This is a genomic window from Streptococcus sp. CF8_Ac1-9 (genome assembly GCF_024295565.1).
GTDB classification, from domain to species: domain Bacteria; phylum Bacillota; class Bacilli; order Lactobacillales; family Streptococcaceae; genus Streptococcus; species Streptococcus parasanguinis_X.
In genome coordinates, this window is sequence record NZ_JANCOY010000001.1 from 634,051 (window position 1) to 658,626 (window position 24,576).

The 24,576-nt window shown below is 40.2% G+C and carries 31 protein-coding genes and 1 pseudogene; 3 read left to right on the forward strand and 29 right to left on the reverse strand.

What is annotated here, in order from left to right:
* Positions 1–142 precede the first annotated feature (142 nt).
* From NML76_RS03115 to NML76_RS03135, 5 genes are all read right to left on the reverse strand, one after another.
* Positions 143–1,189 carry a D-alanine--D-alanine ligase gene (locus tag NML76_RS03115; protein ID WP_155198978.1) on the reverse strand — a complete coding sequence of 349 codons (1,047 nt, stop codon included), beginning with the start codon at positions 1,187–1,189 and terminating at the stop codon, positions 143–145.
* 76 nt (positions 1,190–1,265) lie between these two features.
* On the reverse strand, positions 1,266–1,862 hold the full coding sequence (gene recR / locus NML76_RS03120; RefSeq protein WP_003006276.1) for a recombination mediator RecR: 597 nt from the start codon (positions 1,860–1,862) through the stop codon (positions 1,266–1,268).
* A gap of 10 nt (positions 1,863–1,872) precedes the next feature.
* Positions 1,873–3,924, reverse strand: coding sequence for a penicillin-binding protein PBP2B (gene pbp2b / locus NML76_RS03125; protein WP_129299563.1), 2,052 nt, complete (start codon positions 3,922–3,924; stop codon positions 1,873–1,875).
* Positions 3,925–4,345: 421 nt separating this feature from the next.
* Complete coding sequence (locus NML76_RS03130; protein ID WP_003006271.1) at positions 4,346–4,978, reverse strand: DUF421 domain-containing protein; 633 nt, start codon at positions 4,976–4,978, stop codon at positions 4,346–4,348.
* On the reverse strand, positions 4,975–5,427 hold the full coding sequence (locus NML76_RS03135; RefSeq protein WP_003006267.1) for a DUF3290 family protein: 453 nt from the start codon (positions 5,425–5,427) through the stop codon (positions 4,975–4,977). The genes NML76_RS03130 and NML76_RS03135 overlap by 4 nt, the downstream gene beginning before the upstream one ends.
* Before the next feature lie 135 nt (positions 5,428–5,562).
* Between NML76_RS03135 and NML76_RS03140 the strand changes: the two genes are divergently transcribed.
* On the forward strand, positions 5,563–6,390 hold the full coding sequence (locus NML76_RS03140; RefSeq protein WP_045759219.1) for an exodeoxyribonuclease III: 828 nt from the start codon (positions 5,563–5,565) through the stop codon (positions 6,388–6,390).
* Positions 6,391–6,401: 11 nt separating this feature from the next.
* Positions 6,402–6,788, forward strand: a complete 387-nt coding sequence (locus NML76_RS03145; RefSeq protein WP_049491624.1) for a VOC family protein — start codon at positions 6,402–6,404, stop codon at positions 6,786–6,788.
* Between the two features lie 84 nt (positions 6,789–6,872).
* Here NML76_RS03145 and NML76_RS03150 read toward each other — a convergent pair whose 3' ends face one another.
* On the reverse strand, positions 6,873–7,526 hold the full coding sequence (locus NML76_RS03150) for a hypothetical protein (protein ID WP_049491623.1): 654 nt from the start codon (positions 7,524–7,526) through the stop codon (positions 6,873–6,875).
* Positions 7,527–7,626: 100 nt separating this feature from the next.
* On the opposite strand from NML76_RS03150, the pseudogene NML76_RS03155 reads away from it, so the two are divergent.
* Positions 7,627–7,719 (forward strand): annotated as a pseudogene (locus tag NML76_RS03155) (VOC family protein); the annotation flags it as partial.
* A gap of 205 nt (positions 7,720–7,924) precedes the next feature.
* On the opposite strand, the gene NML76_RS03160 reads toward NML76_RS03155, so the two are convergent.
* The 23 genes from NML76_RS03160 to NML76_RS03270 all read right to left on the reverse strand — a co-directional run bounded on the left by NML76_RS03160 (position 7,925) and on the right by NML76_RS03270 (position 24,569).
* The gene (locus NML76_RS03160) at positions 7,925–9,892 is read right to left on the reverse strand and encodes a peptide ABC transporter substrate-binding protein (protein WP_049491622.1); all 1,968 of its coding nucleotides are present in this window, start codon (positions 9,890–9,892) and stop codon (positions 7,925–7,927) included.
* A gap of 265 nt (positions 9,893–10,157) precedes the next feature.
* Positions 10,158–10,781 carry an endonuclease III gene (gene nth, locus NML76_RS03165; protein WP_049491619.1) on the reverse strand — a complete coding sequence of 208 codons (624 nt, stop codon included), beginning with the start codon at positions 10,779–10,781 and terminating at the stop codon, positions 10,158–10,160.
* A gap of 104 nt (positions 10,782–10,885) precedes the next feature.
* Positions 10,886–11,194, reverse strand: a complete 309-nt coding sequence (locus NML76_RS03170; RefSeq protein WP_049473168.1) for a hypothetical protein — start codon at positions 11,192–11,194, stop codon at positions 10,886–10,888.
* A 22-nt stretch (positions 11,195–11,216) separates the two neighbouring features.
* Entirely contained in the window at positions 11,217–11,909 is a 693-nt protein-coding gene (locus tag NML76_RS03175; protein WP_049491617.1) for a 5'-methylthioadenosine/adenosylhomocysteine nucleosidase, read from the reverse strand.
* A gap of 24 nt (positions 11,910–11,933) precedes the next feature.
* Positions 11,934–12,269 (reverse strand): cell wall synthase accessory phosphoprotein MacP, encoded by a 336-nt coding sequence (gene macP / locus NML76_RS03180; RefSeq protein ID WP_049491615.1) that lies wholly within the window; start codon positions 12,267–12,269, stop codon positions 11,934–11,936.
* Positions 12,270–12,280: 11 nt separating this feature from the next.
* Positions 12,281–12,826 carry an NUDIX hydrolase gene (locus NML76_RS03185; protein WP_003006238.1) on the reverse strand — a complete coding sequence of 182 codons (546 nt, stop codon included), beginning with the start codon at positions 12,824–12,826 and terminating at the stop codon, positions 12,281–12,283.
* Between the two features lie 9 nt (positions 12,827–12,835).
* Entirely contained in the window at positions 12,836–14,215 is a 1,380-nt protein-coding gene (glmU, locus tag NML76_RS03190) for a bifunctional UDP-N-acetylglucosamine diphosphorylase/glucosamine-1-phosphate N-acetyltransferase GlmU (protein WP_049491613.1), read from the reverse strand.
* Positions 14,216–14,465: 250 nt separating this feature from the next.
* Entirely contained in the window at positions 14,466–14,906 is a 441-nt protein-coding gene (locus NML76_RS03195; protein WP_049491611.1) for an ASCH domain-containing protein, read from the reverse strand.
* Positions 14,866–15,750, reverse strand: coding sequence for a putative PEP-binding protein (locus NML76_RS03200; protein ID WP_049491609.1), 885 nt, complete (start codon positions 15,748–15,750; stop codon positions 14,866–14,868). Before NML76_RS03200 ends, NML76_RS03195 begins: the two co-directional genes overlap by 41 nt.
* 41 nt (positions 15,751–15,791) lie before the next feature.
* Entirely contained in the window at positions 15,792–16,520 is a 729-nt protein-coding gene (locus NML76_RS03205) for a GNAT family N-acetyltransferase (protein WP_049491606.1), read from the reverse strand.
* Between the two features lie 7 nt (positions 16,521–16,527).
* Positions 16,528–17,007, reverse strand: coding sequence for an NUDIX hydrolase (locus NML76_RS03210; protein WP_049491604.1), 480 nt, complete (start codon positions 17,005–17,007; stop codon positions 16,528–16,530).
* A 40-nt stretch (positions 17,008–17,047) separates the two neighbouring features.
* Positions 17,048–17,653: a DUF6707 family protein gene (locus tag NML76_RS03215; protein WP_049491603.1), complete on the reverse strand. Its 606-nt coding sequence runs from the start codon at positions 17,651–17,653 to the stop codon at positions 17,048–17,050.
* A 59-nt stretch (positions 17,654–17,712) separates the two neighbouring features.
* Positions 17,713–18,264 (reverse strand): hypothetical protein, encoded by a 552-nt coding sequence (locus NML76_RS03220; protein ID WP_239682705.1) that lies wholly within the window; start codon positions 18,262–18,264, stop codon positions 17,713–17,715.
* An 88-nt stretch (positions 18,265–18,352) separates the two neighbouring features.
* Positions 18,353–19,093: a hypothetical protein gene (locus NML76_RS03225; protein ID WP_118095752.1), complete on the reverse strand. Its 741-nt coding sequence runs from the start codon at positions 19,091–19,093 to the stop codon at positions 18,353–18,355.
* Between the two features lie 162 nt (positions 19,094–19,255).
* Positions 19,256–19,951, reverse strand: a complete 696-nt coding sequence (locus NML76_RS03230; protein WP_118095753.1) for an SMI1/KNR4 family protein — start codon at positions 19,949–19,951, stop codon at positions 19,256–19,258.
* 27 nt (positions 19,952–19,978) lie between these two features.
* Complete coding sequence (locus tag NML76_RS03235; RefSeq protein ID WP_049514868.1) at positions 19,979–20,542, reverse strand: hypothetical protein; 564 nt, start codon at positions 20,540–20,542, stop codon at positions 19,979–19,981.
* A 54-nt stretch (positions 20,543–20,596) separates the two neighbouring features.
* The gene (locus NML76_RS03240; protein ID WP_023917559.1) at positions 20,597–20,881 is read right to left on the reverse strand and encodes a hypothetical protein; all 285 of its coding nucleotides are present in this window, start codon (positions 20,879–20,881) and stop codon (positions 20,597–20,599) included.
* Between the two features lie 98 nt (positions 20,882–20,979).
* The gene (locus NML76_RS03245; protein ID WP_118095754.1) at positions 20,980–21,420 is read right to left on the reverse strand and encodes a hypothetical protein; all 441 of its coding nucleotides are present in this window, start codon (positions 21,418–21,420) and stop codon (positions 20,980–20,982) included.
* A gap of 236 nt (positions 21,421–21,656) precedes the next feature.
* Complete coding sequence (locus tag NML76_RS03250) at positions 21,657–21,959, reverse strand: Imm26 family immunity protein (protein WP_118095755.1); 303 nt, start codon at positions 21,957–21,959, stop codon at positions 21,657–21,659.
* A 110-nt stretch (positions 21,960–22,069) separates the two neighbouring features.
* Positions 22,070–22,618, reverse strand: a complete 549-nt coding sequence (locus tag NML76_RS03255) for a hypothetical protein (protein ID WP_254732640.1) — start codon at positions 22,616–22,618, stop codon at positions 22,070–22,072.
* A 332-nt stretch (positions 22,619–22,950) separates the two neighbouring features.
* The gene (locus tag NML76_RS03260; protein WP_254732642.1) at positions 22,951–23,340 is read right to left on the reverse strand and encodes an Imm50 family immunity protein; all 390 of its coding nucleotides are present in this window, start codon (positions 23,338–23,340) and stop codon (positions 22,951–22,953) included.
* A gap of 73 nt (positions 23,341–23,413) precedes the next feature.
* Positions 23,414–24,040, reverse strand: a complete 627-nt coding sequence (locus tag NML76_RS03265) for a hypothetical protein (RefSeq protein ID WP_003006201.1) — start codon at positions 24,038–24,040, stop codon at positions 23,414–23,416.
* 1 nt (position 24,041) lies between these two features.
* Positions 24,042–24,569, reverse strand: coding sequence for an Imm26 family immunity protein (locus NML76_RS03270; protein WP_254732644.1), 528 nt, complete (start codon positions 24,567–24,569; stop codon positions 24,042–24,044).
* Positions 24,570–24,576 lie beyond the last annotated feature (7 nt).

Consider the following 24,576-nt stretch of genomic DNA (forward strand, 5'->3'; position numbering starts at 1 on the left):
ATTGTCGAGCAAGACGCAGTGGTTGAGTGGGCTCTACTACGCGGATTTCATCAGCTTTTACAGCCCTACTCAACTGTGCGGAGGTGGGACGACGAAATCGAATTCTAACGAATTACCGATTTTTGTCCCACTCTCTCTTTTCTTACAACAAATGCGCTTCGTGTTTTTGGAAGACTTCTTTTCCAAGTTCTACTAACTTGGTAATCAAATCTGTATAGTTAAGTCCCATATTGTCCCAAAGCAAGGGATACATAGACCATTGGGTAAATCCTGGCATGGTATTGAGTTCGTTTAAGAAGATCTCTCCTTTATCGGTATAGAAGAAATCACAACGCGCTAAACCTAGACCACCGATCGCACGAAAGGCTTTTTCTGCGTTGGTCCGCATGGTTTTCACAACCTCAGGGTCCAATTGAGCCGGAATCGCCATGGTAATTTTGTTGTCGATGTATTTAGCATCATAATCATAGAAGGCCACATCTTTCACAACTTCACCTGGCAAGGTGCTCTTCACATCATAGTTTCCAAGCAGTCCAACTTCAATCTCACGCGCATTGACTCCTTGTTCTACTAAAACACGGCTATCGTATTTAAAGGCTAATTCAAGAGCAGCCCGAAGCTCTGTTTGGTTTTCAGATTTTGAAATCCCTACGCTAGAACCCATATTGGATGGTTTGGTGAAAACCGGATAAGAGAGAGTCGCTTCAATTGCAGTAATTTTTTCATCCACGTCATCGCCTTCCACTAGAGCTACATAAGGAACTTGTGGAATCCCCGCCGACTCCAAGACCCGTTTGGTCGTGATCTTGTCCATCGCAACACTAGAAGCCAGGATACCACAGCCAACATAAGGCATTTTCAAGACTTCTAAGAAGCCTTGAATGGAACCATCTTCTCCCATTGGTCCATGAAGAATTGGAAAGACTACTGCTCCTTCCTTGTAAATCGCAGATGGTGCCACTTTTTTAGACCAGTCCACTGTCTCATTGGTCATCAATTTCTCATCATCCGCTGGTTTCTCTTCAAAAGCTTGCGTCTGGATGAAGTCTCCTGACTGCGTAATAAAGTAGGTTTGAACCGAAAATGCTTGGTAATCAATCGCGCGCATCACGCTTTCTGCTGAAAGAACAGATACTTCACGCTCTGCACTACGTCCACCATACAACAGGATTAAGTCTTGTTTGCTCATAGTTTCTCCCTAATTGTTCCCTTGATTTCTTACTTGATAGTATACCACAATGATAGCCCTTTCGAAAGAACTTCTCTTATAATTCTGTCCGATTTTCAATCGCGCGAAGCAAGGTCACTTCGTCCGCATACTCGATATCGGCTCCAACTGCTAGCCCCCGTGCCAAACGAGTCACTTTGATCCCTGCTGGCTTGAGCACACGCGAGATATACATAGATGTCGCTTCCCCGTCTGCCGTCGCATTGGTCGCAACAATGACCTCTGTGACTGTTCCATCCATCAAGCGACTAATCAAAGTCTTGAGATTGATGTCATCGGGTCCCACGCCATTCATGGGCGAGATCAAGCCATGCAAGACATGATAGCGACCGTGGTATTCCTGGATATTTTCCATAGCAGATACATCCCGGCTATCTTCTACAACCAGAATGAGGGATGGATCCCGCGTTTCATCTCGACAAATCTCACAGGTTTCTTCATCGGTTAAATTGCCACAAATACTGCAATACCCCAGCTCACGCTTGGCATTGAGTAAGTTTTTGGCAAATTCATTGACATCATCATCTGACATACCAATGGTGTAAAAAGCCAGACGGGTCGCTGTTTTGATCCCAATTCCTGGCAACTTGGAATAGCTGTCAATTAATTTTGCAATAGGTGCTGGATAAAGCATAGTTTCCTTTCTAATTCATCGGGTGTTTCTGATTGTATAAGTTAATAATGTCACGTGTAATGGAATGACTGACTGTCGCTTGTAGATTGGTATTATGTGGAAAGACCACCGCTACCGCAATCTTTGGATTGTTTGACGGTGCATAAGCCACCACATTGGTATTAATGGCTTGTTTGCCTCCATCGACTGTGGTTTCGGCCGTACCTGTCTTGGCACTAATGGAGACACTGGCACCTTGACCAACAGTTTTCCCTGTCGTCAACCCACTCGTACCATTCGCAACCTGATAGAACCCTTGCTTGATCAAAGCCATGTCCTCCGCTGAGATATGGACCTGATTGAGCTCCTTGGTTTCGATCGCTTTTTTCAACTGACCAAGGCCCCCTTGATCATTATTGTCATAGATGCCTTCGACGACATGAGGACTCACCCTCTTCCCATCATTTGCAACGGTTGCCGCATACTGGGCCAATTGCATCGGCGTATAGTTGTCAAACTGACCAAAGGCATTGGTCAAATAATTGCCGACTGTATACTCTTTCGGGATAAAACCAGTCGATTCATTGGGAAGGTCAATCCCCGTTGATGTTCCAAGACCATACTCTGCAAAAGTAGAGCGCAGTTTTTTCATGGCAGGTTCAACCTGATCCACTTGTAAGGTCATGTTGGGAGTGTAAGGTTGCCCCATCATCTTAAGGGCAATTTGGACCATATAGGTATTAGAAGAGTATTCCAAAGCTTCTACCGCGTTGATGGAACGACTACCGTATTGGGTAAACCAAGAATTGATAGGAGCTGATCCTGCAAAAACAATCGGCTGATCAGTCAGAACCTGATTCCCAGAAATGGCTCCATTTTCCCATCCAGAAGTCAAGGTCGCTCCTTTGACTACAGATCCTGGAACGAAGACGTTGGTCACTGTTCCTAAAGCATCTGCTGATAGATCTTGACTACCAGCCTGGTGTTTGATCCCCGCCATGGCAAGGACCTTCCCTGTATCGGGCTCCAGAGCTACGGCATAGACACCTTCGGAGTAGGTCGCATTTCCAGCTTGCAACTCTGCACTAAAGGCGGAGCGAAGGATATCTTCCACTCCTTTTTGGAAATCCAAATCAATCGAGAGCTTGAGGTTTTCTCCTTTGGCCCCTTTTGAAACGTCGACCACTTTCTCCATGTTGCCATTTTTATCTAGGAGAATTTCTTTTTCACTGCGTTTTCCTTGAAGGACATTTTCGTATTCCTTTTCGAGATAAGAGGTACCAACCCGGTCATTGAGAGCATAGCCTTTTTTGACATAATCTTCAACCTCTTCTGCTGGAAGTCCCGCCTGCTCAGTCGATACATTTCCAATAATAGAAGCTAAAGGAGTGTCCAAAACCTTGCGGTCCCAGCTAGTCGTGATGGCAATTCCCGGAAGGTCCTGACTGTCCGCAGCGATGGTCGCAATCTGCTCAGCTCCTAATGCCTGCGTCGTAATGATTCCCGTCGCAAAATTCTCTACCGCATTCATCTGGCTATAGAGATAAATAATCTTTTTCTCATCATCTGTATAGCCTAGTTTTGAAGGATCAATACTATCCACTGCCGCTTGATAAATCTTGGCTTCCGGCAGGCGGTTTCCATCGGTATCAAATTTCTTTTTCTCAGGCAGGTGTTCCACGACCTCTTGATAGACCTTGGTATTGGCTAGATAGTAATCCACTTCTTGCCGTTCGGTCACTTGAGGATTTTCTACGTCGACATACTGCAGGAGTTTCCCAGCTGTCTCTCGCATTTCTTGGGCTGTCATTTTACGATCACGTGTAAAGGTAAGGACTTGTTTTCCCACATTTTCCACCAAGGGCTTACCAGAAGCATCATAGATTTGCCCTCGCACACTCCCTTGTTTGACCGTCTTTTTCGTAGCTTTTGCCAATTTATCCGTATAGTAGGCTTGGTGAGTGATCTGCATATAGCCAAGTCGGGCAATCAGCACCAAAAAAAGAAGGCAAATCAAACTAAACAGCAGGTAGAGTCTGCGTGTGATCGAATGATTCTCAAACTTCCGTATTTTCTTCTTCATGAAATGTTCTATCCTTCTTTTCTAATCAACACTTACCTTCCATTTTACTATTTTTCCAAGAGTATCTCAAGAAAAGGAAGGGACCTTTCCTGGAATTTTATGAAGAAAAAAGATTGGACCTGCTCGCCCAATCTTGAAATTAACACAAACTTTTTTACATGTACAACCTTATGTGAGGTGGTTGAAAAAATATTGATTTTTAATTTTTAAGCTTATTCAAGCATATGTCGAAACTTTCCGCCGTGAGAAAAGTTCCTGAAACACAATTGTTTCAGGAACTCGGGAGTTTTGAAACTTTAGGTTCAAAACTAAGTCATGGAACTTCGTAGAAGTTCGCTGACGTCCGTACTCACCTAAGGAAAGTTTTTAAGACTATTTTGTCTTCAATTTGAGATTGGACATGCTCGCCCAATCTTTTTTTCTAATAAGTCACAACATTGATTTTTCCTTTGTCATACTCAGCAATGAAAATATCCAAAACGTTGTCATAGCCTTCTTTTTCCAATTCAGCTAGCAACCACTCTTCACTTTTCCCAATTGTTTCCAAAATTTCAAGCTGAACCACACCATCCATAATGATTGGGTATTTAGGATTCTCATCCCCCGCACGGACAACGATCAATTGACCATTTTGTTCAATAACAGCGCGCTTCACATCTTTTAATTGAAAAATCCCTTGTCCACGTAGTTTCAAAGCAACATCTGAAGCAGAAAGTCCTTTGGAACGACACGCTTCCGGATCCAGTTTCCCATTTTTAATGATGACAGTTGGTTTTCCATCAATCAAGTGCTTCATAAAACGAACATTGGTATTGAGCCATTTTAAGAGCAAGATCAAAATAGTCCACATTAAGAGAATCACAATGTATTGAAGAATGGTAATGGAGCTATTGTAGATGACCCCACCAATAATGCCCCCAAGAACAAAGTTCTGTATCTGGTCTACTGCAGAATTTGGTGCTAAGTTTCCTTTCCCGGTCACATTGATGACAAATACCAAGGAAATCAAGCCCAAAGCTAATTTAATCAAGATGTTTAAAAAATTTACTATCATTTGTTCACCTCCACAAGTTCCACGTCTGTTTTATACAGATCCATCTTTTCTAATAGGTAGCTATCTGGGTCAGATCCTGCGATAGCTCGGTAATAAACCTCTCCAACCTTCAGGATCGCCCCATCTGTGGCTGCTGAAGTATTGACATAGACGTCTTCTTTTTTGACATCCAACTCCTTTGAGATGACCTCAATAAAATGCAGAGAACGTTGAAATTGGTCATTATTACTTTGGCTATTTTGGAAACTGCTGATGCCGATCAAGACCACTGCAACCAGAGTCAAAATCGAGATAATGGATAATTCACGGAATTTGCTATCGTGCTTATCCCGATAGGCTTTCACCGCAAAAAAACCAGTCAGTAGAATGAGCAAACCAGAGATCCCAATGGTCACCCAATTTTGCTGACTGATCTGACCCAACACATAGTTATAAGAGTAAAATTTCATAAAGAACTCCCTTTCTCCAAATGAATTCAATCTATTATAATAGATTTCACAAGAGCTTTCAAGGCATTGTGATCAGAAAATTATTAAAATTTTGTTATAATAAAACTATCAATTATGTCAAGAAAAGGAAACACAATGAAACTCATTTCATGGAATATCGACTCGCTTAATGCTGCATTGACCAGCGATTCAGCACGTGCTAAACTCTCTCAAGAAGTCCTTCAAACCTTGGTCGCTGAGGATGCAGATATCATTGCCATTCAAGAAACCAAGTTATCCGCCAAAGGACCTACTAAAAAACACCTCGAAATTCTTGAGGAACTCTTTCCGCAATATGAAAACACCTGGCGTTCTTCTCAAGAGCCGGCTCGTAAAGGCTACGCTGGGACTATGTTCCTCTACAAAAAAGAGCTCTCCCCTATTGTGACTTTCCCAGAGATCGGTGCTCCTTCGACCATGGACTTGGAAGGCCGGATCATTACTCTGGAATTTGATGGCTTCTTTGTAACACAAGTCTATACTCCTAATGCCGGTGATGGCCTCAAACGCCTAGCAGAACGCCAAGTATGGGATGTCAAATATGCTGAATATTTGGCTGACTTAGACAAAGAAAAACCTGTCCTTGCTACTGGAGACTACAACGTGGCCCACAAGGAAATCGACCTTGCCAACCCTGCCAGCAACCGTCGTTCACCAGGTTTCACAGACGAAGAACGTGCAGGCTTTACCAACCTTTTAGCAGCAGGCTTTACAGATACCTTCCGCCACCTCCACGGAGATGTACCGGAGCGTTACACTTGGTGGGCACAACGCAGCAAGACTTCAAAAATCAACAATACAGGCTGGAGAATCGACTATTGGTTAACCTCAAACCGCATTGCAGATAAGGTTACTAAATCAGACATGATTGACTCAGGCGCACGCCAAGACCACACACCGATTGTCTTGGAAATTGAATTATAAGGATTTTCTTTATGAACTACAATGCAGTAATTCCCGAGTTTATGGTTTCGAATATAGAACAGTCCCGTTCCTTCTACTGTGATTTGCTCGGTTTCACCATCGAATACGAGCGCCCAGAAGAAAAATTTCTCTTCCTGTCTCTTGAAGATTGCCAGCTCATGCTAGAGGAGGGGACAGTTGAAGAATTAGCTGAACTAACCTACCCATTTGGCCAAGGAATTAACATCTCCTTTGGTATAGAGGATGTCCCTAGACTCTATCAGAAATTGTTAGAAGCCAACTATCCTATTCATCGCCCATTTATTAAAAGAAAATTTCGTGTTGACGACCATTATATCTATCCTCATGAATTTGCAATTCTGGATCCAGATGGCTATTTTTTAAGATTTAGTGAATAAGAAAATAGATCACTAGAGTAGAAAAAGAAACAAAAAAAGAAAGAGACTAATCACATTGATTAGTCTCTTTTAGTTTTTTAAGGATTATTTCCCCGGAGTATTCGGATCTAGGCCCCAAGATTGCTCGAGAACAGGTCTTAAGGATTTAATCATATCTTCTGAACCTTGGATTATGATTGTGTATACTTTATCTCCTTTTTGGAATACCCATACGTATAAAGTACTCCCATCTTTAACTGTTACTTTTATTAAGAAAGCGTCCCCACCGGCAAATATAGCTTTTACACCTTCTATACTAGTTCGATTTTTGTGTTTTCCGAATGAGCTATATAAACGGTTCGCAAGTAACTCTGCGTCAAAGGTTTCGTTGGGGCCAAGTTTAACAGTATCTTTAGTGTTTGAATCCATTATTAACGCATTGTTTTTGTCTGGTGATAAATATTCGAGCGCTTTGCTACTTCGAGTAGTGCGTACGACCCAATCTTTAGGGATATTGATATAACCAAATTTTTCATTTCCGATACGTTGAGTATCTGCAAGGGATATTTCTTTTGCCCCAGAAGAAGACCCAGGAGTTGTTGTTTGAGTTGTTGTCGTTGGTGCATCCGTAGTTTCTTTAGTGACTTCAGTTGTTGGTGCTGCTGTAGTTTCGTTTGTTTTCTTTTCTCTATTTCCGCATGCTGCTAGTATAAATGCAGATAGGAGCGTCATAGAACCTAATAAGATTTTGTTTTTCACAATGCTTAACCTCCTTAAGTGGTTGACTTACAAATATTTTATCATTTTTTAGAGTTTATTTAAATAGGAAACGTTTTCGCTAAAAAGCATAGGGTACAACAAAAGAGAATTTCTTGTTGGCGACCATTATATCTATCCTCATGAATTTGCAGTTTTAGATCCAGATGGCTATTTTTTAAGATTTAGTGAATAGAATGATGATCACCCGTCTATAGTTAAGAGGCTGGGCCAAAAGTCCTAGCCTCTTAACTGTTTTTGGATTGCCGAGCAAGATGCAGTGGTTGATCTATCTTTCATCTAAAAGAACGAGATGGACTAACATTCGATACCTAAAAAACCGGAACCCTCACATGAAGGTTCCGACTTTTTTTATCCTCATTGATGGAACAATGATTGATTTATTTTTTCTTTTCGATGTGATCTTTGAGATCTTCTTGAGCTTTTTTATTGGATTCTGCTTTTTTCTTCAACCATTCTTCTTTGGCCTTGTTAAAGTCTTTTGTTGTGACAACATCTTTGGACATTTCAAGGTATTTGTAGAAGGTTCCTGTTCCTTTTGTACCAACCCATGAAGCAGCACGGCTGTATGGTACGGTCCGTTGAAGCATTGGAGCACCACCATTTGAAACAGTTGGAAGCGTAATCGAGCTATCTGTCAACCATGCTTGCGCTGCTGCATATTTTTCATAGCGTTTAGCTTGATCCAACAATTCAGCATCGGCGTCTTTCAACATGTTAGCGTATTGATCCAAACCAACTGTTGCAATGGCTGGATTGTTTGAACCTGCATCAATACCAAGATAGTAGAAGACAGAACCATTTACTGGGCTGATACTTTCGAGGTAAGTCGATGGGTCTTGGTAGTCAGGAGCCCAACCACCGCCTGAGATATCGTAATCTCTCGCAGCAGCAGTATCGCTGAAGTAGGTGATATTTTGGAAATCATCATCCGAAACCTTTTGAAGGTCTACAACGACATTGTCTGCACCAAGCGCTGACTCTACAGATTGTTTGAAGGAGCTAGCTTGTTGGACCATGCTGTTGTCCACTTGGCTGACAATGTAGTCCAAATGAATTGGGAATTGAACGCCTTGTTTTTGCAATTCAGCTTTGGCTTTCGCAAATGAAGCTTTGGCTTTTTCTGGGTTGTAAAGGCTAGTTTGACCATCGGCCAGGCTCACACCCTTCCATTGATCCCCATAGGTAACCAATTGTTTTTCAACGACTTTACCAAAATCTTCTCCATTGACTTGGACATAAGTTGGTGGCACCAAAGTGCTACGAAGGGTATTTTCAGCCGCATCAGATCCAGATACTTGTGCCGCATATGATTTGCGGTCAAAGCCAAAGTTCACCGCTTGACGGAAGTCCTTGTTTAGAATTGCTTTCTTGGTAGAAGCTTTTTGTTCATCCGTTGTTTTGGCAGTGTGGTTATACTTTTGACGGTCCAAGTTGAATCCAAGATAGTAGGATGTTCCCAATTGCAAACCATAGACAATGTTGTCGCCAAAGTTTTTCTTAACGCTCTTATACGTCGAACTGTTTGGCATAACAGATGCAAAGGAATATTGACCTTTTTCAAAGTTCTTAATGATAGAATCTGGATTTGATCCATCGTTAAAGGTCAATTTGACATTGTCGATATGAACATTTTTCGCATCGTAATAGTCTTTGTTCTTGACCAATTCAATTTCAGATTTTGAAGTCAATGATTTCAAGTAGAATGGACCATTGTATAAGATGCTACTAGGTTTCAACGAACCAAAATCTTTTCCTTGAGATTTCAAGAAATCCGCATTAACTGGGAAAAGAACACCTGAGGTTGTTTTGGAATTCCAGAAGCTTTCTGGACGAACCAAAGTATATTGGATGGTGTGGTCGTCTAAGGCTTTGACTCCAACTGTGTTAAAGTCTTTGGTTTCCCCTTTTACGTAGGCATCCAAACCTTTGATCGAATTTTGAATCAAGAAGAGACCTTCTGATTTAGACTCAACCGCGTGTTTGATCCCTGTAACAAAGTCTTGAGCCGTTACAGCACCATATTCTTCCCCTTCACTCGTATACCATTTGGCATCCTTACGAAGTTTGTAAGTATAGGTTAATCCATCTTCAGAGACAGTCCAATCTTCTGCTAGACTTGGCACAAAGTTTCCGTATCGGTCGTTTTCAAGAAGACCATCTACAAGGTTACTTGTGACATCTGAAGTCGTTGTACGAGTTGCAGCGATGTAATCCAAGGTATTTGGATCTGCTGAATAGACGAATGAGTAGGTTGCTTGATTGCTACTACCACCGCCACATGCTGCTAAAAGAAAGGCACCTGCAACAGAAACTCCTGCAAGAGCTAACAGTTTTTTTGCTTTCATCACTATCTCCTTATGTTAGATTTTCTACCATTATACACTATTTCTTACAAAAAACCAAATTTATTTTAAAAAAGTTCGTTATTTCTGAATGAATATAATAAGATATAAAGAAAAAGCATCTTGAAATCGATCTCAAAGAAGCCGGATAGGCGAGTCTAGGCACCTACCACCACAGATTTGCAAAACCGAATCTTTCAATCCTTTTAATAAATATACGTTTAGCCTAAAAAAGAACCTCTGCTCTTTCGAGCAGAGGAACTGATTCCTAATCAAAATGATAGAGTTGTGGGTACTGGTCACATTCAGGATTTTTAGGATGGCAGATAGCCCGTCCAAAGTAAATCATGGCTTGATGGGCAGCCAGCCATTCGCTCTTTGGCAGAACATCCATGACCCGCTTTTCAACTTCCAATGGTGTTGCTGATTTCTTGACGATATCATGGTGCTTGCAGATTCGCTCCACATGGGTATCGACAGCAAAAGCTGGAATGCCAAATCCTACACTCATGACCACATTTGCAGTCTTGCGTCCTACTCCTGCTAGACTTTCTAACTCTTCACGAGTCTGAGGTACTTGCCCATCAAAGTTATCCAGCAATTGTTGGGCACATTTTTTTAGAAATTTGGCCTTATTTCGATAGAGGCCTAATTTAGAAATATGCTTGGCGATATCGGATTCACTGGCTGCTGCCATGGCGTGTGGGGTTGGAAAAGCCGCAAACAAACCTGGTGTCGCTTTGTTAACAGCCGCATCTGTCGTCTGAGCTGAGAGCATGACTGCCACTAATAATTCAAAATGATTACGAAAATCCAGACTCGGTTTAGCATCTGGAAAGAGGGCGATAATTTCTTCAATCACATGGCGTGCCCGTTTTTTTGATAAAACCATATTCTCTCCTTTACATTACTAGTCTTTATTATAGCATGAAAGTTCCCTATTTCTGAAAGATTCGGCTTCAAAAAAGGACTAGTCCGTAGACGAGTCCTTTTCAATTAGTCTATAAAATGAGTATGCTTGGTAATCCATTGAGTGACCTTGATATTTAACCAGAACACATAGATCCCAAATGTAATGATGGTAAAGAACCACCATTTGATCCAATTTCCAAATAACTGCATAGCCGTGCCGTCAAAGTACTGACGACGACCATCAATCACGGTATGCTTGACCTTCCAGTTATACATAATGCACACGCCCCAAGGAGCACAAATCCCAAAAGTAAATACTGTAATGAAGGTTGCTAATAAAACATGGCCAATATATGAAAATAGGCCTCCATCAAAATACGATTCACGATACATGTTCAATTTCCCTATATCTTTTCTACACCAATCTCTTCAAGAAGGTAATCAGGGTTTGAGCAGAGCGTTCGCCAGCCTCTACGATAAATTCATCAAATGAGACATTGGCTGCGTGATCTGCTGTATCACTCATGGCGCGAATGACCATGAAAGGACGTCCAGCTGCATGAGCGGCTTGGGCAATAGCTGCCCCTTCCATCTCAACTGCTAATACTTCTGGGAAATGCTCCCGAATTGCTGCGACTTTTTCTTCACTCGCGATAAAGCTATCTCCTGTTGTAATCAAGCCCACATGTGTGGTTGCAGCTTCTTCTTCCAGAACTTTTTTCATTTCTGATACGAAATAGCGACTGGATTCAAAGTAAAGTGGTTGACCTGCCATTTGACCATACTTGTAGCCAAAGGCTGTCACATCCACATCATGATAAGCCAATTTGTCTGCAAGTACGATATCCCCAACAGCCATTCCCGGTGCAACCGCACCTGCAGAACCTGTATTGATAATGGCTTCCACTTTGAAATCATTGGCCAAGACTGCTACACTCATAGCAGACATGACTTTTCCGATACCACTTTCAACCAAAACGACCTCATGGCGTCCAATAGATCCTGTATAGTAGACTTTTCCAAGACGCAGATTCTTTTCCCCATTTTCAAGGGCTTCAACCAAGATTTTCAACTCCTGGGGCATGGCTGCGATAATTCCAATTTTCATGTCATTTCTCTCCTTTTGACGACCTTATAGACGCCAAATAGCAATGATCAAGGCAATGAGGAGCACAATGATCCAGAACAAAATCTTATTGAGTTTGGATTGGACCACACTTTGTTTACGTTCTTCAATGCGACGACTCTTGGTCACTGTGGGCTCCACTTGGATCTGCACAGTATCCTGAGAATAACGCTCTTGTGGACGCTCCATACGACTCTCTCTTGTAGGACGTTCATAGCCAAATCCTCTGTGGTCTGTCCGAATAATTTTCGTCTCTTCCGCATCGACTATATTAGGACCAATGATGTCCTCACCTCGCCTTGCTCGTTCAATCATTTCATCGGTTAATAAAGGTTTTCCCATCGGATCCTCCTCTATTTATTGATTAAGTCCCAATATTGGATGGCCATGATGGTCTTGGCATCACAGATTTCGCCAGTTTGGATCAAATCTTTAGCTTCCTTCAAGGTCACTTCTAATAACTCTAAGGTCTCATCCGCATCTTGTGGACGTGGATTTTCCACCTTTTTCAAGTTGGTCGCACCATAAAGTTTGATCCGCTCATTACAAAATCCAATGGCAGAATAAAAATCATACAACAACTCTAGATCCGCTGTGTAGCCAATTTCTTCTTCCAATTCGCGCAGAGCAGCCGCTTTAGGGTCTGCATTTTCTCCCTTTTCTAACTTCCCTGCTGGAATCTCCACCGAGGTCCGTTCAATCGCCTTGCGGTACTGCTTGACCAAGATCGTTTTCCCATCTTCTGTGATCGGCAAAACCGCTACTGCTCCGTTATGGAAGATTAAATCACGCTGCGCTTGGCCTTTTCCAGCGGGTAGTTCTACTTGATCAGTGACCACTTGGAAAATCGGTCCCTGATAAATCTCCTTGCGCTCAATGGTTTTTTCTTCAAATTGCATGAGAATCTCCTATTTATTTTTAGGATGGTGTGGCAAGCGAAGGGCATACTCTTCTTTATTCACTTGACGACCACGACCAATCGCAATCGCGTCAGCTGGAACATCCTTGGTAATGGTAGATCCAGCACCGACTAAGGAATTGTCGCCCAATTCAACTGGTGCAATGATGGTCGAATTTGAGCCAACAAAGACATTGTTTCCAATTGTCGTTTTAAACTTGTGTTGGCCATCATAATTCACCGTGATGGTTCCTGCACCAAAGTTGACGTTGCTGCCGACTTGGCAGTTGCCGATGTAGGTCAAATGACCTGCTTTAGTATTTTCGCCAATAGACGAACCTTTGACTTCGACAAAGTTTCCAATATGGACATCTTTGGCGAGGCTAGATCCTGGGCGAATATGAGCATATGGTCCTACCGTTACGCCATCGGCTACCGTGCTCTCTTCAATCATGGAGTTGGTAATAACGGCACCTGCCCCAATTTCACTATCCACAATATAGGTTCCATTGGTTAAAACTGTCTCAGCCCCAATTTTTGTATGGCCTTTCAGGGTAACATTGGCTTCGATTTGCACTTCTGGTGCGATCTCAACATCGACATCGATATAGGCCGCATCCGGATTGACAAAGCTCACCCCATTGACCATGTGGGCTTGGTTAATGCGACGACGCATGATGCTTTCTGCTGTTGCAAGGGCCACGCGGTCGTTAACCCCAAGACTTTCATCAAAATCTTTGAGCGTATAGGCCCCGACTTTTTCACCAGATTCGCGGAAAATACCGATGACATCCGTGATATAGTATTCACCTTGGGCATTGTTTGTGTTGATATTTTTCAAAGCTTCAAAGAGGCGTGCATTGTCAAAGACATAAGTCCCTGTATTGATTTCTTTAATTTGTTTTTCAAAATCTGTCGCATCTTTTTGCTCAACAATTCGAAGCACTTCCGCATTGTCATTGCGGACAATCCGACCATAGCCAAATGGATTAGCTGCTTCGGCTGTCAAAATCGTTGCTACATTCTTGTGGTTGATATGAAAGTCGATCAAGTGTTTGAGGCTTTCACCCGTAATCAAAGGAGTATCACCTGCGATGACAAGAGTATGCCCTTCAAGACCTTCCAAGACTGGCTCTGCCATCATTACCGCATGACCAGTTCCCAATTGTTCGGTTTGTTTAACAAATTCTGTTTGTCCAGCTAGAACTTGCTCCACCAATTCCGCCTTATGGCCCACAACCGTTACAGTCTTCTCAGGTGAGATGGCTCCAACACTACGGAAGACATGCTCCAACATTGAGATCCCTGCAACCTTGTGAAGAACCTTAGGCAGATCTGATTTCATACGGGTACCTTTCCCCGCTGCTAAAATAATGGCATAATTTGGCATAACATTTCTCTTTTCTGTACAATATCGCTTACATTATACCATTTTTTAGCCCTTTTGGAAAATAAGACCCAAATCAAAGGGAGTGGGAAAGAACTTCGACTAATTAAAAAGAGTTCGTTTTCCCACCCCCGCACAGTTGATTAGGTCATCTTTGGAGCTAAATAGCGAACAAAGATGCCAATCAACCACTGCGTCATACAGTTATTCCTATTAAACATCGAAGGCTGGACAGTTTTTGCCCAGCCTCGTTCTATAATGGATAAACCTTGCGAAATTCTTCTAAAACAACCTTGCTGTCAGGTGTAAACGTCAGACCTGCTTCTCCAAAGCAGTCTTTGAAAAAGTCTTCATGAACCTGACGCCAATAAGCCAGAGATTTGTCTCCTTCACCTTCCTTATAGGCATGGTCAGCTGACACTTGATGGAAAGGCTGAACAGAAACCTTTGTAATTTCGACAATGCAGACAGCTTCATCCTTACTGTCTAAAACAACATCAAAGGTCCCTTCTTGTGGAAGGGGTTCGTCCTCTACTGCGTAGAGGTCATAAGCTGAGGCGGTTGCTGTTTTTTCGCCTTTAAAGACCAGTTCCGCTAAAAGGTCTGGATCCACTCCAAAGGCCCAGGCGTCTATCTCATCTTCAATCGAGGGGTTAATTTGCTTGTAGGCATTCCACATTTCTTGAGGTGTCATTGGTTCTCCTTTGTAATTTTTTACTTTCTTCTTTTATATGTTTAAGATGATCTGGATGGTCAATCTCTAAATTAAAAATCTCCGGAATAGAACTGTAGTGGATAATGCACTCAATCCCCATCTGATTCATTTTTTGTATGAAAGAAGGATTCAGATAGCCTGCTACAGCAAAATCAATCTTGTTATTCCTTGCTTTATCCTGCATCTGTCTCAACATATCTAACATAATTGGACTTTCCATATCATGCCATTGACTGTTTCTCACAGTCGCAAAAATAAAAGAAGTTAAATCATTCATTCCAACTACAATCTTTGAAATACCAGTTTCCAGTATCCTGTCCAAGTCGAAATAAGCTGATGGTAATTCAATCATCGTGCCAACTTTCCCGGTAAAACCATACTGACGCAATACTGTAATAGCTTGTTTTAATTGTTCGGCATCATTGACAAAAGGAAAAATAACAGACAGATTGGGATTGGTTTGAAAAACTTCGGTAACAACATTTATCTCAGCCTGAAATTCATCTGGACACGCCAACAAACGCCTGATACCTCTGTATCCAAATAAGGGGTGGCGTTCGTCAAAATACTCTTTAGTCCCGTCTAGAATATTTGCTTCTGCATTTGTTAACTCTGAAAAGCGATACCAGACTTCTTCATCTGAGTACAAATGACAAATAGTGTCTAGATAATCTTTCACAAATTGCTGACAATTTGGTAATAGTATGTTTTGGTTTAGTTCTCTCAACAAGTATTCCCCACGAATCAAGCCGACGTGGTGCAATAAATGGGGATAAACTTTTTCAACAATTTTTTCGCCACTAAGAGCTAGCTGGTTTTTCATAGCCATTCACCTCGTCTTAAAAGATACAATATTAGATATCATTATATGACACTTTCCTCTAGTTCAAAAGCTTCATAAGGTTCAACTAACTCATATCCTAAAAATTCTGCTACTTTTTTGGAAGCCTCGTTATGAGCATCCCAAAGTGGAAACATATCTCTATTTAAACTCTCTAGAATCATTGCAGCACCAAGTTTTTTAGCAAATCCATTTCCTTGTTCGTCTGGTCTAGTTGCAACTTCCACTTCAACTGCTCCATGGTAAACTAAACCTGAGGAAATCCCAGCAATCAGTTCATTATTTTTAAGAATAACAAAGCCAAATCCACCTTTTAAAGTAAAATCCTGGTAGGACTCAAAATCCCCCTGTAAATCTTGTGACCATTCTTCCTCAGAAAGATAGTTATAAATACGATTATCAATAGGTACAATATTGTATCCTTCCTCTAAATGAGTAACTATATCATTTAGAAATTCAACTTGAAAATTTGCCTTATCCTTAAAAGAATAGCGAGTAAAAGAAATTAACCCCACTTGCCGATGCAGAAAATCTTGCCACTTAGTGTCTTCTGAAATAATAATCTTATAATCTAAACCATATTGCCTAACAAAGTCTTCCCAAAATCTAGAATTTAATTTCCCTGCTAGATATAGAAAATTCCCAATATCATAAAAGCTCGTTGTCCTATCACTGTTTCGATAAACAGTTCCAATTTGAGATTTAAGACCATAGAGAACCATATATTTCTTCCATGTTTTAAATAGTTCCATTCTCCCTCTATTTTACTTTCCAATTTCTGTAGCTTGTCAGTTCTAATTCTGGAAATCCTCGTAACTCCGCCTTTACCTTCAATACTAAAGGAGAAGCATTGTCTGCAGTAATTTCTTCCACATTCAACCAAACTGCATTTGCTGAATCATTGCTTCCATCAAGAACCTCCTGAGGAAGGGATTGTTGAGAGCTCTCGAAATCGAGTACGATATCATAAAAGGCCATGATATGATGCACAGCGAAATCTTTGCCCTCTTCTTGAACCAGCACATCATACATCCTAGGATTAGCGTAACTGCTTAGCGTATAGCCCGTCTCTTCCAGAACTTCTCTCCTGAGAGTTTCAGTCAGCCCTTCCCCTGCTTCCTGGCTACCACCCGGTAGATCAAAACGATGCTGATAGGGGCCTCTCGTTTTTTCAATGCAGAGCAGTTTCCCCTCTTGAAGACAGACTCCATAGACGCCAAAGTGATTTTTGATTTCCATATTCTACTCTTTTCTAAAAGTCAAAGATTGTCAGCTCATCTTATCCCTTAAAAGGAAAGAGGCTATAGATTTCATGTTCCTTGATATACTTCTTCAGTATCTCCATATTCTCTTCAATTTTTGCCTGAATATTTGTCTCTTCACAAGTTGACTCAGTGATAAAGAGGTAAATTTTCAGTAGATCTGTTAAGAATAGCAGACGGCGTTCCATTTCCGATTCAGGACTTGAAGCTTGCTCGATTTTTACAAGCTTTTGCTCCAAGCTATCACCATTCAAAAATCTCTGATGAACTCTCCTTCTTATGTTTTGAGTGGATTCCTCTCCTTGTTCTAATGGGGATAAAAGGAGTTTTTTATAGACAAATACCTGATTTTCTGCCTCTCTTTCCAGATAGGCCAATAAAACCAGAGAGCTAGCAACAAAGGTCCAAGTGTTATAATTCCCTTCAAATGGAACTTGTATGATCCTATCTAATAATTTCTTAGCCATTTCCTCTTGACCATCCAGATAAAGTAAATAGGCCAGATGATTCAGCGATTCGAGATAGCTAGCTTGGGTTTTCTTATTCTTTTTGGGAACCTGGTTTAAATACGAGACGAACTCAGCATCATTTTCAATCTCTTCGATTAGTTCTTTCACTTTCATTTCTTTTCTCCTATCCAACTCACTCTGTGTTACTAAGAAAGGCTTTTCTCAGGCCAATCTTACCGAAATAGATATTCTTTCGCTGTTGTTTGGACGCTTGGGGAAAGGTAGCACTTTATCAAGTCATCTGTCCCTGCAATAAATTCCTCCAGAGGAACATCTTCTCTTTGCTTCCAAAAATTTGAAAAAGCGAAATAGAACTCCAAAAACTCCGTCAAACTTGCGCTGAGTTTGTAGAAATTAGGATCTCCAGGACTGCCCGCGTAAACTGGAGAACTGTCATCTTTCATATCACAGAAAAGAATATCATCTGTATCTGTAGTAGCGAATATCTGGTATTGCCCTTCACTAAACTGAAGAATATCTTGTAAGGCCCAACATTCGACTGTCCTTGCATACGAATCTAATGGTAACAAAATGATATTAAAATTTTGATTAGCAAAAAACAAATCCTCTTTGATCCCTAAGTGTTGATAGTAAAAGAGTAATTCCCCTGTCAATTCCAAAGACTGGACTCTTGTTTTTCCTGTAGAAAAGATAACTGATTGGGGAATAAAGGTTGTTTCCTCATACAGTCTAATTAACTTACTTATACTATTCTCTAGTAACATTTTTACCTCCTTGGTAATTTCCTTGTGTCTCGTTTAAGAATTTCATTTGCTTGTTTATACATCACCAAAACTCGTATTGCAGTCGTTTTTAACCCTCTCGCATGCAAACATGTGGTAACTCACTTCTAAGAAGATCCCTTTGCTTTTGATTTGTTCTTCCCGTTGTTAAAAATCGAAGATGTTTTAGATACTTCAGGTAGCTAACTGTAGATGCGTATTTAAAAATATTGGTATCGACAAAATCTAAAAAACGGAGTTCACTAGATGGCTGGATGAAATCCAATTCCGGTAAGTTTTTATTTGCCGTAAACGAAAGATAGAGCAGCTGATTTAAATCCCTAATAAAATTAAAGTTCGGCAACTTTACACCAAAATCAAAGTGCAGATAACGCATACCTTTCTGAATAGAAATATTCTCTATACTTTCCAAATTTGTCATAGAAGATATCCCTAGAGCTTTCACACAATCATTCTGGGGTAAGATGATCTTTCTTACTTTTCTAGCCCCAACTATTAAAATCTTTTCTACTTGTTCATATTTTGAAAAGTCTAGCACATCAGATTTACTTCCCATCAAGTAAATCACCCTCGTATTGCTAGGTAAAGAAAGCTGGTTAAAATCTACATCTTTTAGCATATCCTCTGGGTTTTCGACAATGTATTTTTGTCTTAATAAGCGATTGATATCGATAAATTCTTTATAAGTCAATGTTTCATCCAATAATGGTGCAATCTCTTCAATCGTACGCAGAGGCGCCATTGCCATTAAATTCTCTCTTTCGGAAAATCCTTTTTTAATGATCTCTAAATATTTATCTAAACTAGTCATCATTCACCTCTTTTCATGAATAAAATACTTCGTTTTCTATTTTCAACCTAAATCATTTTACAATGACACCTTAACTAAAAGACTAAATCATCGCTTGTCGCAAAAAGGTTAAAATCAGAAATCTTCAGAGTATTTTTTCTAAATAAACTATATCCTGCTTGCTCAATCTCGATCAAAAATGACCTTGACTCTGGCTCTACCCGAAGCGTCTAGATATTGCTCTAGTTTCGTAATAGACTCCTCTGAATCAGACAATTGAACAAACAAATCCCCATTGATGGTCATGACATCCTTTGTCGGTAAAAGCATGAGATTTTCAACACTTGGATCATTCACTATCATTAAGGAAGGGGAATAAATACAGCTTCTGGAGAGGTCTAGATTTCCAAATCGTTCCCTAGCAGACACAAAAATAGATTCCATCCCACCTTGGGCTTTCAGAACAAATTCCCTCTCAAAAAATGCTTCAAAACTGTCGTAGATCTCGATAACATCCATCGTAATCCCATCTAAATAATAAACTTGATGACTTTGAATGTTCCCATCCTTCATTCTATAAGCGAATTGATCTCCAATAGCAGACATACCAAAAAAATAGTAGTCTGATGCATAATCTCTCCAGACGTCTTTCCATACCTCATCCGAATTCCAGGAATCTAGCGTAATAGCTTGAGTAGAATCCGTCCCAAACAAACGATAATAGCCACCATAAAATTCCAAGCCGTTGGTTATGGAGAGCAAATCCAGGTGAGCTTGCGGAAACTGTCTGGCTTTGAGTTTTTCTAGTTCAAGAGCTGAAGCCCCACTTTCTTGTATGACCAGATCCTCACAACATTTTAAAAAATTCTTCAATTTCATTTGCTTCTCATCTCTTCATCTTTGGCTTTAGCCAAGCATAAATTCAATAAAGTCTTTTCGATAGGCTTCAGGAAGTTGCTCCTCGATAATAGCCATGATTCCTGTTAAAAAACCTTCTTTATAGTCCGACAAGTCCTCATCAATGTAGATGTCATTCTCAAACTTGGTGATTTCTAGCTTTTTCATCTGACTATAAGTAGACAAGAAAGTAGATAAAGAGGGGCTTAAGCAATAGAGCTTGGAATTCCCAGGAATCTTGCCAAATACAGGACTAAGCTCGCTAGTTAGATCACAAAAAATTGGCTCATCCCCCATCATGTGAGCAAAAACCACATAACTCTCTTTCCAACTAGTATCCTGCCATCCTTCTGATGCAGCTTCACATAGAGGGAGAGGAATTAGAGCAAGATCATAGGGAGCTCCTCTAAAATAAGCTTCTTCCTCAAAGCTCAAATGTTGGTAGAACTCTTTCAATTGACCAGACAAATCTGGCTTTTCGACATGGAGACAGTCACTAGTAAATACAAGCTCTCCTAAGCCCTTGTTTCTATGATAGACTTCTACAAATTCCTTCAACAAATTGAACATCATTATTAGACTCCTCTCACATTTTTGGGATTATATTTGGCTATTTTCAACTGACGATTACGTATCATTCTGACCGCTAGCGACAGCCTGAGCCCAAATTCGTTCAAATTCCTCTTGACTAATCTTGATGGAGTCTGATAGATCCAACTCATCTTTTCGACCATCATAGAGTAGAAACCCTACTTCTGGAACATAATCCTGTAGGCAAGAGGAAGCATAAGAGTGCCCATTCAAAACGTTAATTTGTCGACTTGCACGCTGACCAGTAAACTCTGTATAAATAACTCCTAGGCCTGTCATAAACTCACTATTGCCATAATAATAATATTCTTTTTCACACATTAGAATCTTCCTTTACCATTTGTCTCTCCAAGAATGGCATTCTTTCCTTTTTGCCTCTTTCATCGACTAATTCTATATTCATTTTCAATTTATAGAATCTACGGGCTCTTAGATTTATTCTCCAAGACTCTCACTTCTAATTTATCCTCCGCTAAATGGAGATCCAGTACTTTTTCCTGGTCTTGAAAGAAAAGTGTCAGGTCTCTGGTAGAAAATTCAGTAGAATAAGAGGGCAAAAAGTCATCCAAAGACTCCATTTGAAACAAGACGTAAACTGGTGAAAACTCCCAAAAAACTAGGATAAACCGACTGCTATTGCCAACTAGACTTTGAATTAAACTACTTAAATCTTGAGTAGTGTGGGCAAGAGGAAACTCATTAAAGCAAGGAAGCGGAGAGTCTATAGGATTCAACTCCCCAGCATACCAAGCAATTTCTTTAGGTTTATCGGTCAGAAAATGAACATCCTTAATCCCCTTCAACTGATTGATTCGTTTTTCTACTTTTAATAAAGATAATCTCTTTTTTAACTCACTCATTGTTCTCACTCTCTCGAAAGCTACACGTCTATTCCTCTTGCTTTTAAACTTTCAATAATCCTTTTTTCTAAATGAGAAGAAAGCCAAACTGTCCATTCTTCATAATCCTTGCTCTCCTCAAAAGAAATAAACTTTTCTTGACCATTCTGCCATAATCTCGGCTTTTCATGCGGTAAGGCAGGAAGAACTAACTGTATTTGAGAAAAAAGAGAATCTATTTCGCAGTCATACTTCTCTTATTGTCCGACTTTCGGCCAACGTTTTTTATATATTCCCAGACCATTTATGGCAATTGGCGGAAATAACCTTCCTGATTGGATGATGTCCTCTATTTCAGGAGACAATCCATCGATTAAAGTAAAAACCTCTATGAGTATACCGCCACCACCTAGATCTTTGATGATTCTACAATAGGCGAATTTTTTATTTTCCCCAGAGAAATCAGATTTTTTAAATCTCTCTAAATCGGATCTATCAGTTAAAAACAAAGGAATTGCGAAAATTTCTCCACCGGAAACATTTGCTAATTTATTTACCATAGTTTTTGAACCTTAATTTTTTGTATTCTATTTTGTTATATGGCCATTTCCTACTATCTTGCTTACTTGCTGTTGACAAGTGTTTTTGGACAATGGCTAGTTTTTGGGTTTCATTCAGCTATTGTTTCAAGCTCTAGCTTGCTCACAACCTCATTCTCTTTATCCAGCAGATATAGGAAGTTACCTTTTGCTTCCAGTTTACCAAGCTTAGCCCCATAATCCATCTCATGAGCAGGGCAGGATTGAATCAACTGGCGGATGCTCTTATCCTTGTGCTCTATCTTCCAAAACAAATCCACCTTATCTAGCTGATGCTCCACTTGAATGGAATAGGTCGTGGATTGGATCTTCTTCCTTTTCCACTCCCAGCTATTTTCATAATCGTTTTTCTCTATTTCATTGACTACATCCTCTATCAAGGAGCATGGAATAAAGAGCTCCTGAAACACGCGCTTTACCCCTTTTAGCAAGGCCCCTAAGAGCATCTTTTTCTGTTCCAATGGACTCGAGCTTTCATAGCTAGAAAAATCAAATAAGACCTGAACAGTATAGACACCAAGTAGGTTCATGATAGCTGGATTACCAATCGTATCTACACATTCTATGTTGATTTTCCAACAATCCTGGGTTATAACTGGTTTGAAAAGCCGTTCTACCATAGAGGTCATACATTTGGATTCATATACGAACGCTCTTCGAAGGTCTTTCCAATTCTGTCGATAGTCTTCAACTCTAGCTTCCTCGTAAGTTAGCGCAGCTGAGTCCATCAGCTCCTCAATCCTCTGTTGATTTTCCACATAGGGCTTATCTAATTCAAAATACTGTAACTTCATATTCGTGGTCTCGCAGTGTTTTTCTTGTATAAAGGTTTAGGTCAAGGTCTAATGTTTGTGCTCTTCCTTCACTTTTTCCCATAGTCGTGGTGTACCTCCTAATAATGGAGGATTGTTTGATCATCCTGAATCTCCGCAAATAAGCTAGGAAGACATCTTTAAGTATCAATCTTCACAGGACCAATCTCAGCAATTCTAACTAGGTCAGAAGATCCTGATAACATCACATCATTTTGGTTTATAAAATTAAATTCAACCTTATTCTCTAAAAAGAGCAACTCCAGTTGTCCATTCACCTTATGAATCCCCTTAGAATAAAAATGGATTTCATCTAAATTAAAAAATTCTAAATTAATTTTTATGGCATTAAATGCACTTTTCTGCCACTTTTCAGGGAAATTAGTTGGCAAATCAAATAAATAAAAGACAAGATCTAATTTGTAATCGTAACATAACACAGTATCAAGAAAAACATTCTTCAAGTCCAAATCACCATCAAATAAATGAATAATCTTTTCCCTTCCTACTGCTTTTTCAAACCATTTCACAGTATGAACTCCTTTTTAAAAATGAATAAAAGACTTGTTTTTAAGAGTTATTGTTTCTCTCTTTAAGTAGATTTTAGAATAGACTAACTCTTCTGCCGTCCTTTCCTTTTGTAACGTCATTGATTAAGTCCTTGACGATAGATATATCGAACTGACGAGAAAAGTCAACAATTTTCTGGCGATTCTCTTCTGGATATAGATAAGATGCTGCTAAGATAAATAAAAATGGATTTATGACTTGACCAATATGCTCAAGATATTTAGGCTGAGTCACATAAGACATAATTTTGTTAAAATCGTCATCTTTCAGCACAATCTTTCTCTGATATATCGCTGCACAGGCACCTGCAGCTTGAGATGAGTTATTCGATTCCAAGGACTCATAAACAAAAGACAAATTCTCTGTTTCTAAATTTTCTAGATAAGCAATCGCTACTGCTAGAGAGCGATAGGTTACAGGGGTTGGAATATCTCTCAGTAGCAATGACTTGAGATAGGGGATTTCTTCTGTACAATCCGTTGCGGCCATGGCGTAGAGTAAGTACATTTGTGATTCCCACGATCTAGGTTTTTCCATCTCGCCCTCCAAGGCTTGATGCAAGAATGGTCCATATCCTTTTAGTTTACCCTTTAAAATTTTTTTCGCAGCTTTTTTTACCAAGGGCGTACGTCCTGAAGTTAACTCATCTACATAGTCCATCTCAAACTCCTTTATTTCCTCTGCTTGCCAGTTCTTCTTCCAGTATTCTGTTATAAACTATACTTCCGACACAGGCTTCCCAGTCTAGGTCGTCAACTTCTTCCCTAGAAAAAATCTTAGGTTCTGTCCTACCATCTAGCCAGACCTTCCCAAATTGAGTACCACTTGGGTCTCCCCATTTAAAGGCTAAATCCTTAAAAGGGCTTGGATCAAAATCCACTTGGTGACCAATTATCTGCCAAGACCATACTGGACTTCGATCAAACAAGGTGTAGGAGTCTACAATGATGGGCTTACCTATAAATTGAGCACGACTTAGCTCCTCAACTGTTATAGTAGGACTTGCTTGAAAGAAATCGAAAAATTGGATGACATGACCCACATTCACTTTTCCAAGGATTTGACCAAATACAAACATTTCCTCCGAAAATTGATAGCAAAAAATATCACCAATTTTAATAAATCGCAGTTTTGTTCTTGGCTTTTCATTCCACTCACGAATCTTTATCTGGGGCAATTTTTTCTGCATAATTAAT

What these genes read in the sequence shown, in the direction of transcription:
- NML76_RS03115 (WP_155198978.1), bottom strand. Translation starts at nt 1,189, where the DNA reads ATGAGCAAACAAGACTTAATCCTGTTGTATGGTGGACGTAGTGCAGAG.
- recR (WP_003006276.1), bottom strand. Translation starts at nt 1,862, where the DNA reads ATGCTTTATCCAGCACCTATTGCAAAATTAATTGACAGCTATTCCAAG.
- pbp2b (WP_129299563.1), bottom strand. Translation starts at nt 3,924, where the DNA reads ATGAAGAAGAAAATACGGAAGTTTGAGAATCATTCGATCACACGCAGA.
- NML76_RS03130 (WP_003006271.1), bottom strand. Translation starts at nt 4,978, where the DNA reads ATGATAGTAAATTTTTTAAACATCTTGATTAAATTAGCTTTGGGCTTG.
- NML76_RS03135 (WP_003006267.1), bottom strand. Translation starts at nt 5,427, where the DNA reads ATGAAATTTTACTCTTATAACTATGTGTTGGGTCAGATCAGTCAGCAA.
- NML76_RS03140 (WP_045759219.1), top strand. Translation starts at nt 5,563, where the DNA reads ATGAAACTCATTTCATGGAATATCGACTCGCTTAATGCTGCATTGACC.
- NML76_RS03145 (WP_049491624.1), top strand. Translation starts at nt 6,402, where the DNA reads ATGAACTACAATGCAGTAATTCCCGAGTTTATGGTTTCGAATATAGAA.
- NML76_RS03160 (WP_049491622.1), bottom strand. Translation starts at nt 9,892, where the DNA reads ATGAAAGCAAAAAAACTGTTAGCTCTTGCAGGAGTTTCTGTTGCAGGT.
- nth (WP_049491619.1), bottom strand. Translation starts at nt 10,781, where the DNA reads ATGGTTTTATCAAAAAAACGGGCACGCCATGTGATTGAAGAAATTATC.
- NML76_RS03170 (WP_049473168.1), bottom strand. Translation starts at nt 11,194, where the DNA reads ATGTATCGTGAATCGTATTTTGATGGAGGCCTATTTTCATATATTGGC.
- NML76_RS03175 (WP_049491617.1), bottom strand. Translation starts at nt 11,909, where the DNA reads ATGAAAATTGGAATTATCGCAGCCATGCCCCAGGAGTTGAAAATCTTG.
- macP (WP_049491615.1), bottom strand. Translation starts at nt 12,269, where the DNA reads ATGGGAAAACCTTTATTAACCGATGAAATGATTGAACGAGCAAGGCGA.
- NML76_RS03185 (WP_003006238.1), bottom strand. Translation starts at nt 12,826, where the DNA reads ATGCAATTTGAAGAAAAAACCATTGAGCGCAAGGAGATTTATCAGGGA.
- glmU (WP_049491613.1), bottom strand. Translation starts at nt 14,215, where the DNA reads ATGCCAAATTATGCCATTATTTTAGCAGCGGGGAAAGGTACCCGTATG.
- NML76_RS03195 (WP_049491611.1), bottom strand. Translation starts at nt 14,906, where the DNA reads ATGACACCTCAAGAAATGTGGAATGCCTACAAGCAAATTAACCCCTCG.
- NML76_RS03200 (WP_049491609.1), bottom strand. Translation starts at nt 15,750, where the DNA reads ATGAAAAACCAGCTAGCTCTTAGTGGCGAAAAAATTGTTGAAAAAGTT.
- NML76_RS03205 (WP_049491606.1), bottom strand. Translation starts at nt 16,520, where the DNA reads ATGGAACTATTTAAAACATGGAAGAAATATATGGTTCTCTATGGTCTT.
- NML76_RS03210 (WP_049491604.1), bottom strand. Translation starts at nt 17,007, where the DNA reads ATGGAAATCAAAAATCACTTTGGCGTCTATGGAGTCTGTCTTCAAGAG.
- NML76_RS03215 (WP_049491603.1), bottom strand. Translation starts at nt 17,653, where the DNA reads ATGAAAGTGAAAGAACTAATCGAAGAGATTGAAAATGATGCTGAGTTC.
- NML76_RS03220 (WP_239682705.1), bottom strand. Translation starts at nt 18,264, where the DNA reads ATGTTACTAGAGAATAGTATAAGTAAGTTAATTAGACTGTATGAGGAA.
- NML76_RS03225 (WP_118095752.1), bottom strand. Translation starts at nt 19,093, where the DNA reads ATGACTAGTTTAGATAAATATTTAGAGATCATTAAAAAAGGATTTTCC.
- NML76_RS03230 (WP_118095753.1), bottom strand. Translation starts at nt 19,951, where the DNA reads ATGAAATTGAAGAATTTTTTAAAATGTTGTGAGGATCTGGTCATACAA.
- NML76_RS03235 (WP_049514868.1), bottom strand. Translation starts at nt 20,542, where the DNA reads ATGATGTTCAATTTGTTGAAGGAATTTGTAGAAGTCTATCATAGAAAC.
- NML76_RS03240 (WP_023917559.1), bottom strand. Translation starts at nt 20,881, where the DNA reads ATGTGTGAAAAAGAATATTATTATTATGGCAATAGTGAGTTTATGACA.
- NML76_RS03245 (WP_118095754.1), bottom strand. Translation starts at nt 21,420, where the DNA reads ATGAGTGAGTTAAAAAAGAGATTATCTTTATTAAAAGTAGAAAAACGA.
- NML76_RS03250 (WP_118095755.1), bottom strand. Translation starts at nt 21,959, where the DNA reads ATGGTAAATAAATTAGCAAATGTTTCCGGTGGAGAAATTTTCGCAATT.
- NML76_RS03255 (WP_254732640.1), bottom strand. Translation starts at nt 22,618, where the DNA reads ATGGTAGAACGGCTTTTCAAACCAGTTATAACCCAGGATTGTTGGAAA.
- NML76_RS03265 (WP_003006201.1), bottom strand. Translation starts at nt 24,040, where the DNA reads ATGGACTATGTAGATGAGTTAACTTCAGGACGTACGCCCTTGGTAAAA.
- NML76_RS03270 (WP_254732644.1), bottom strand. Translation starts at nt 24,569, where the DNA reads ATGCAGAAAAAATTGCCCCAGATAAAGATTCGTGAGTGGAATGAAAAG.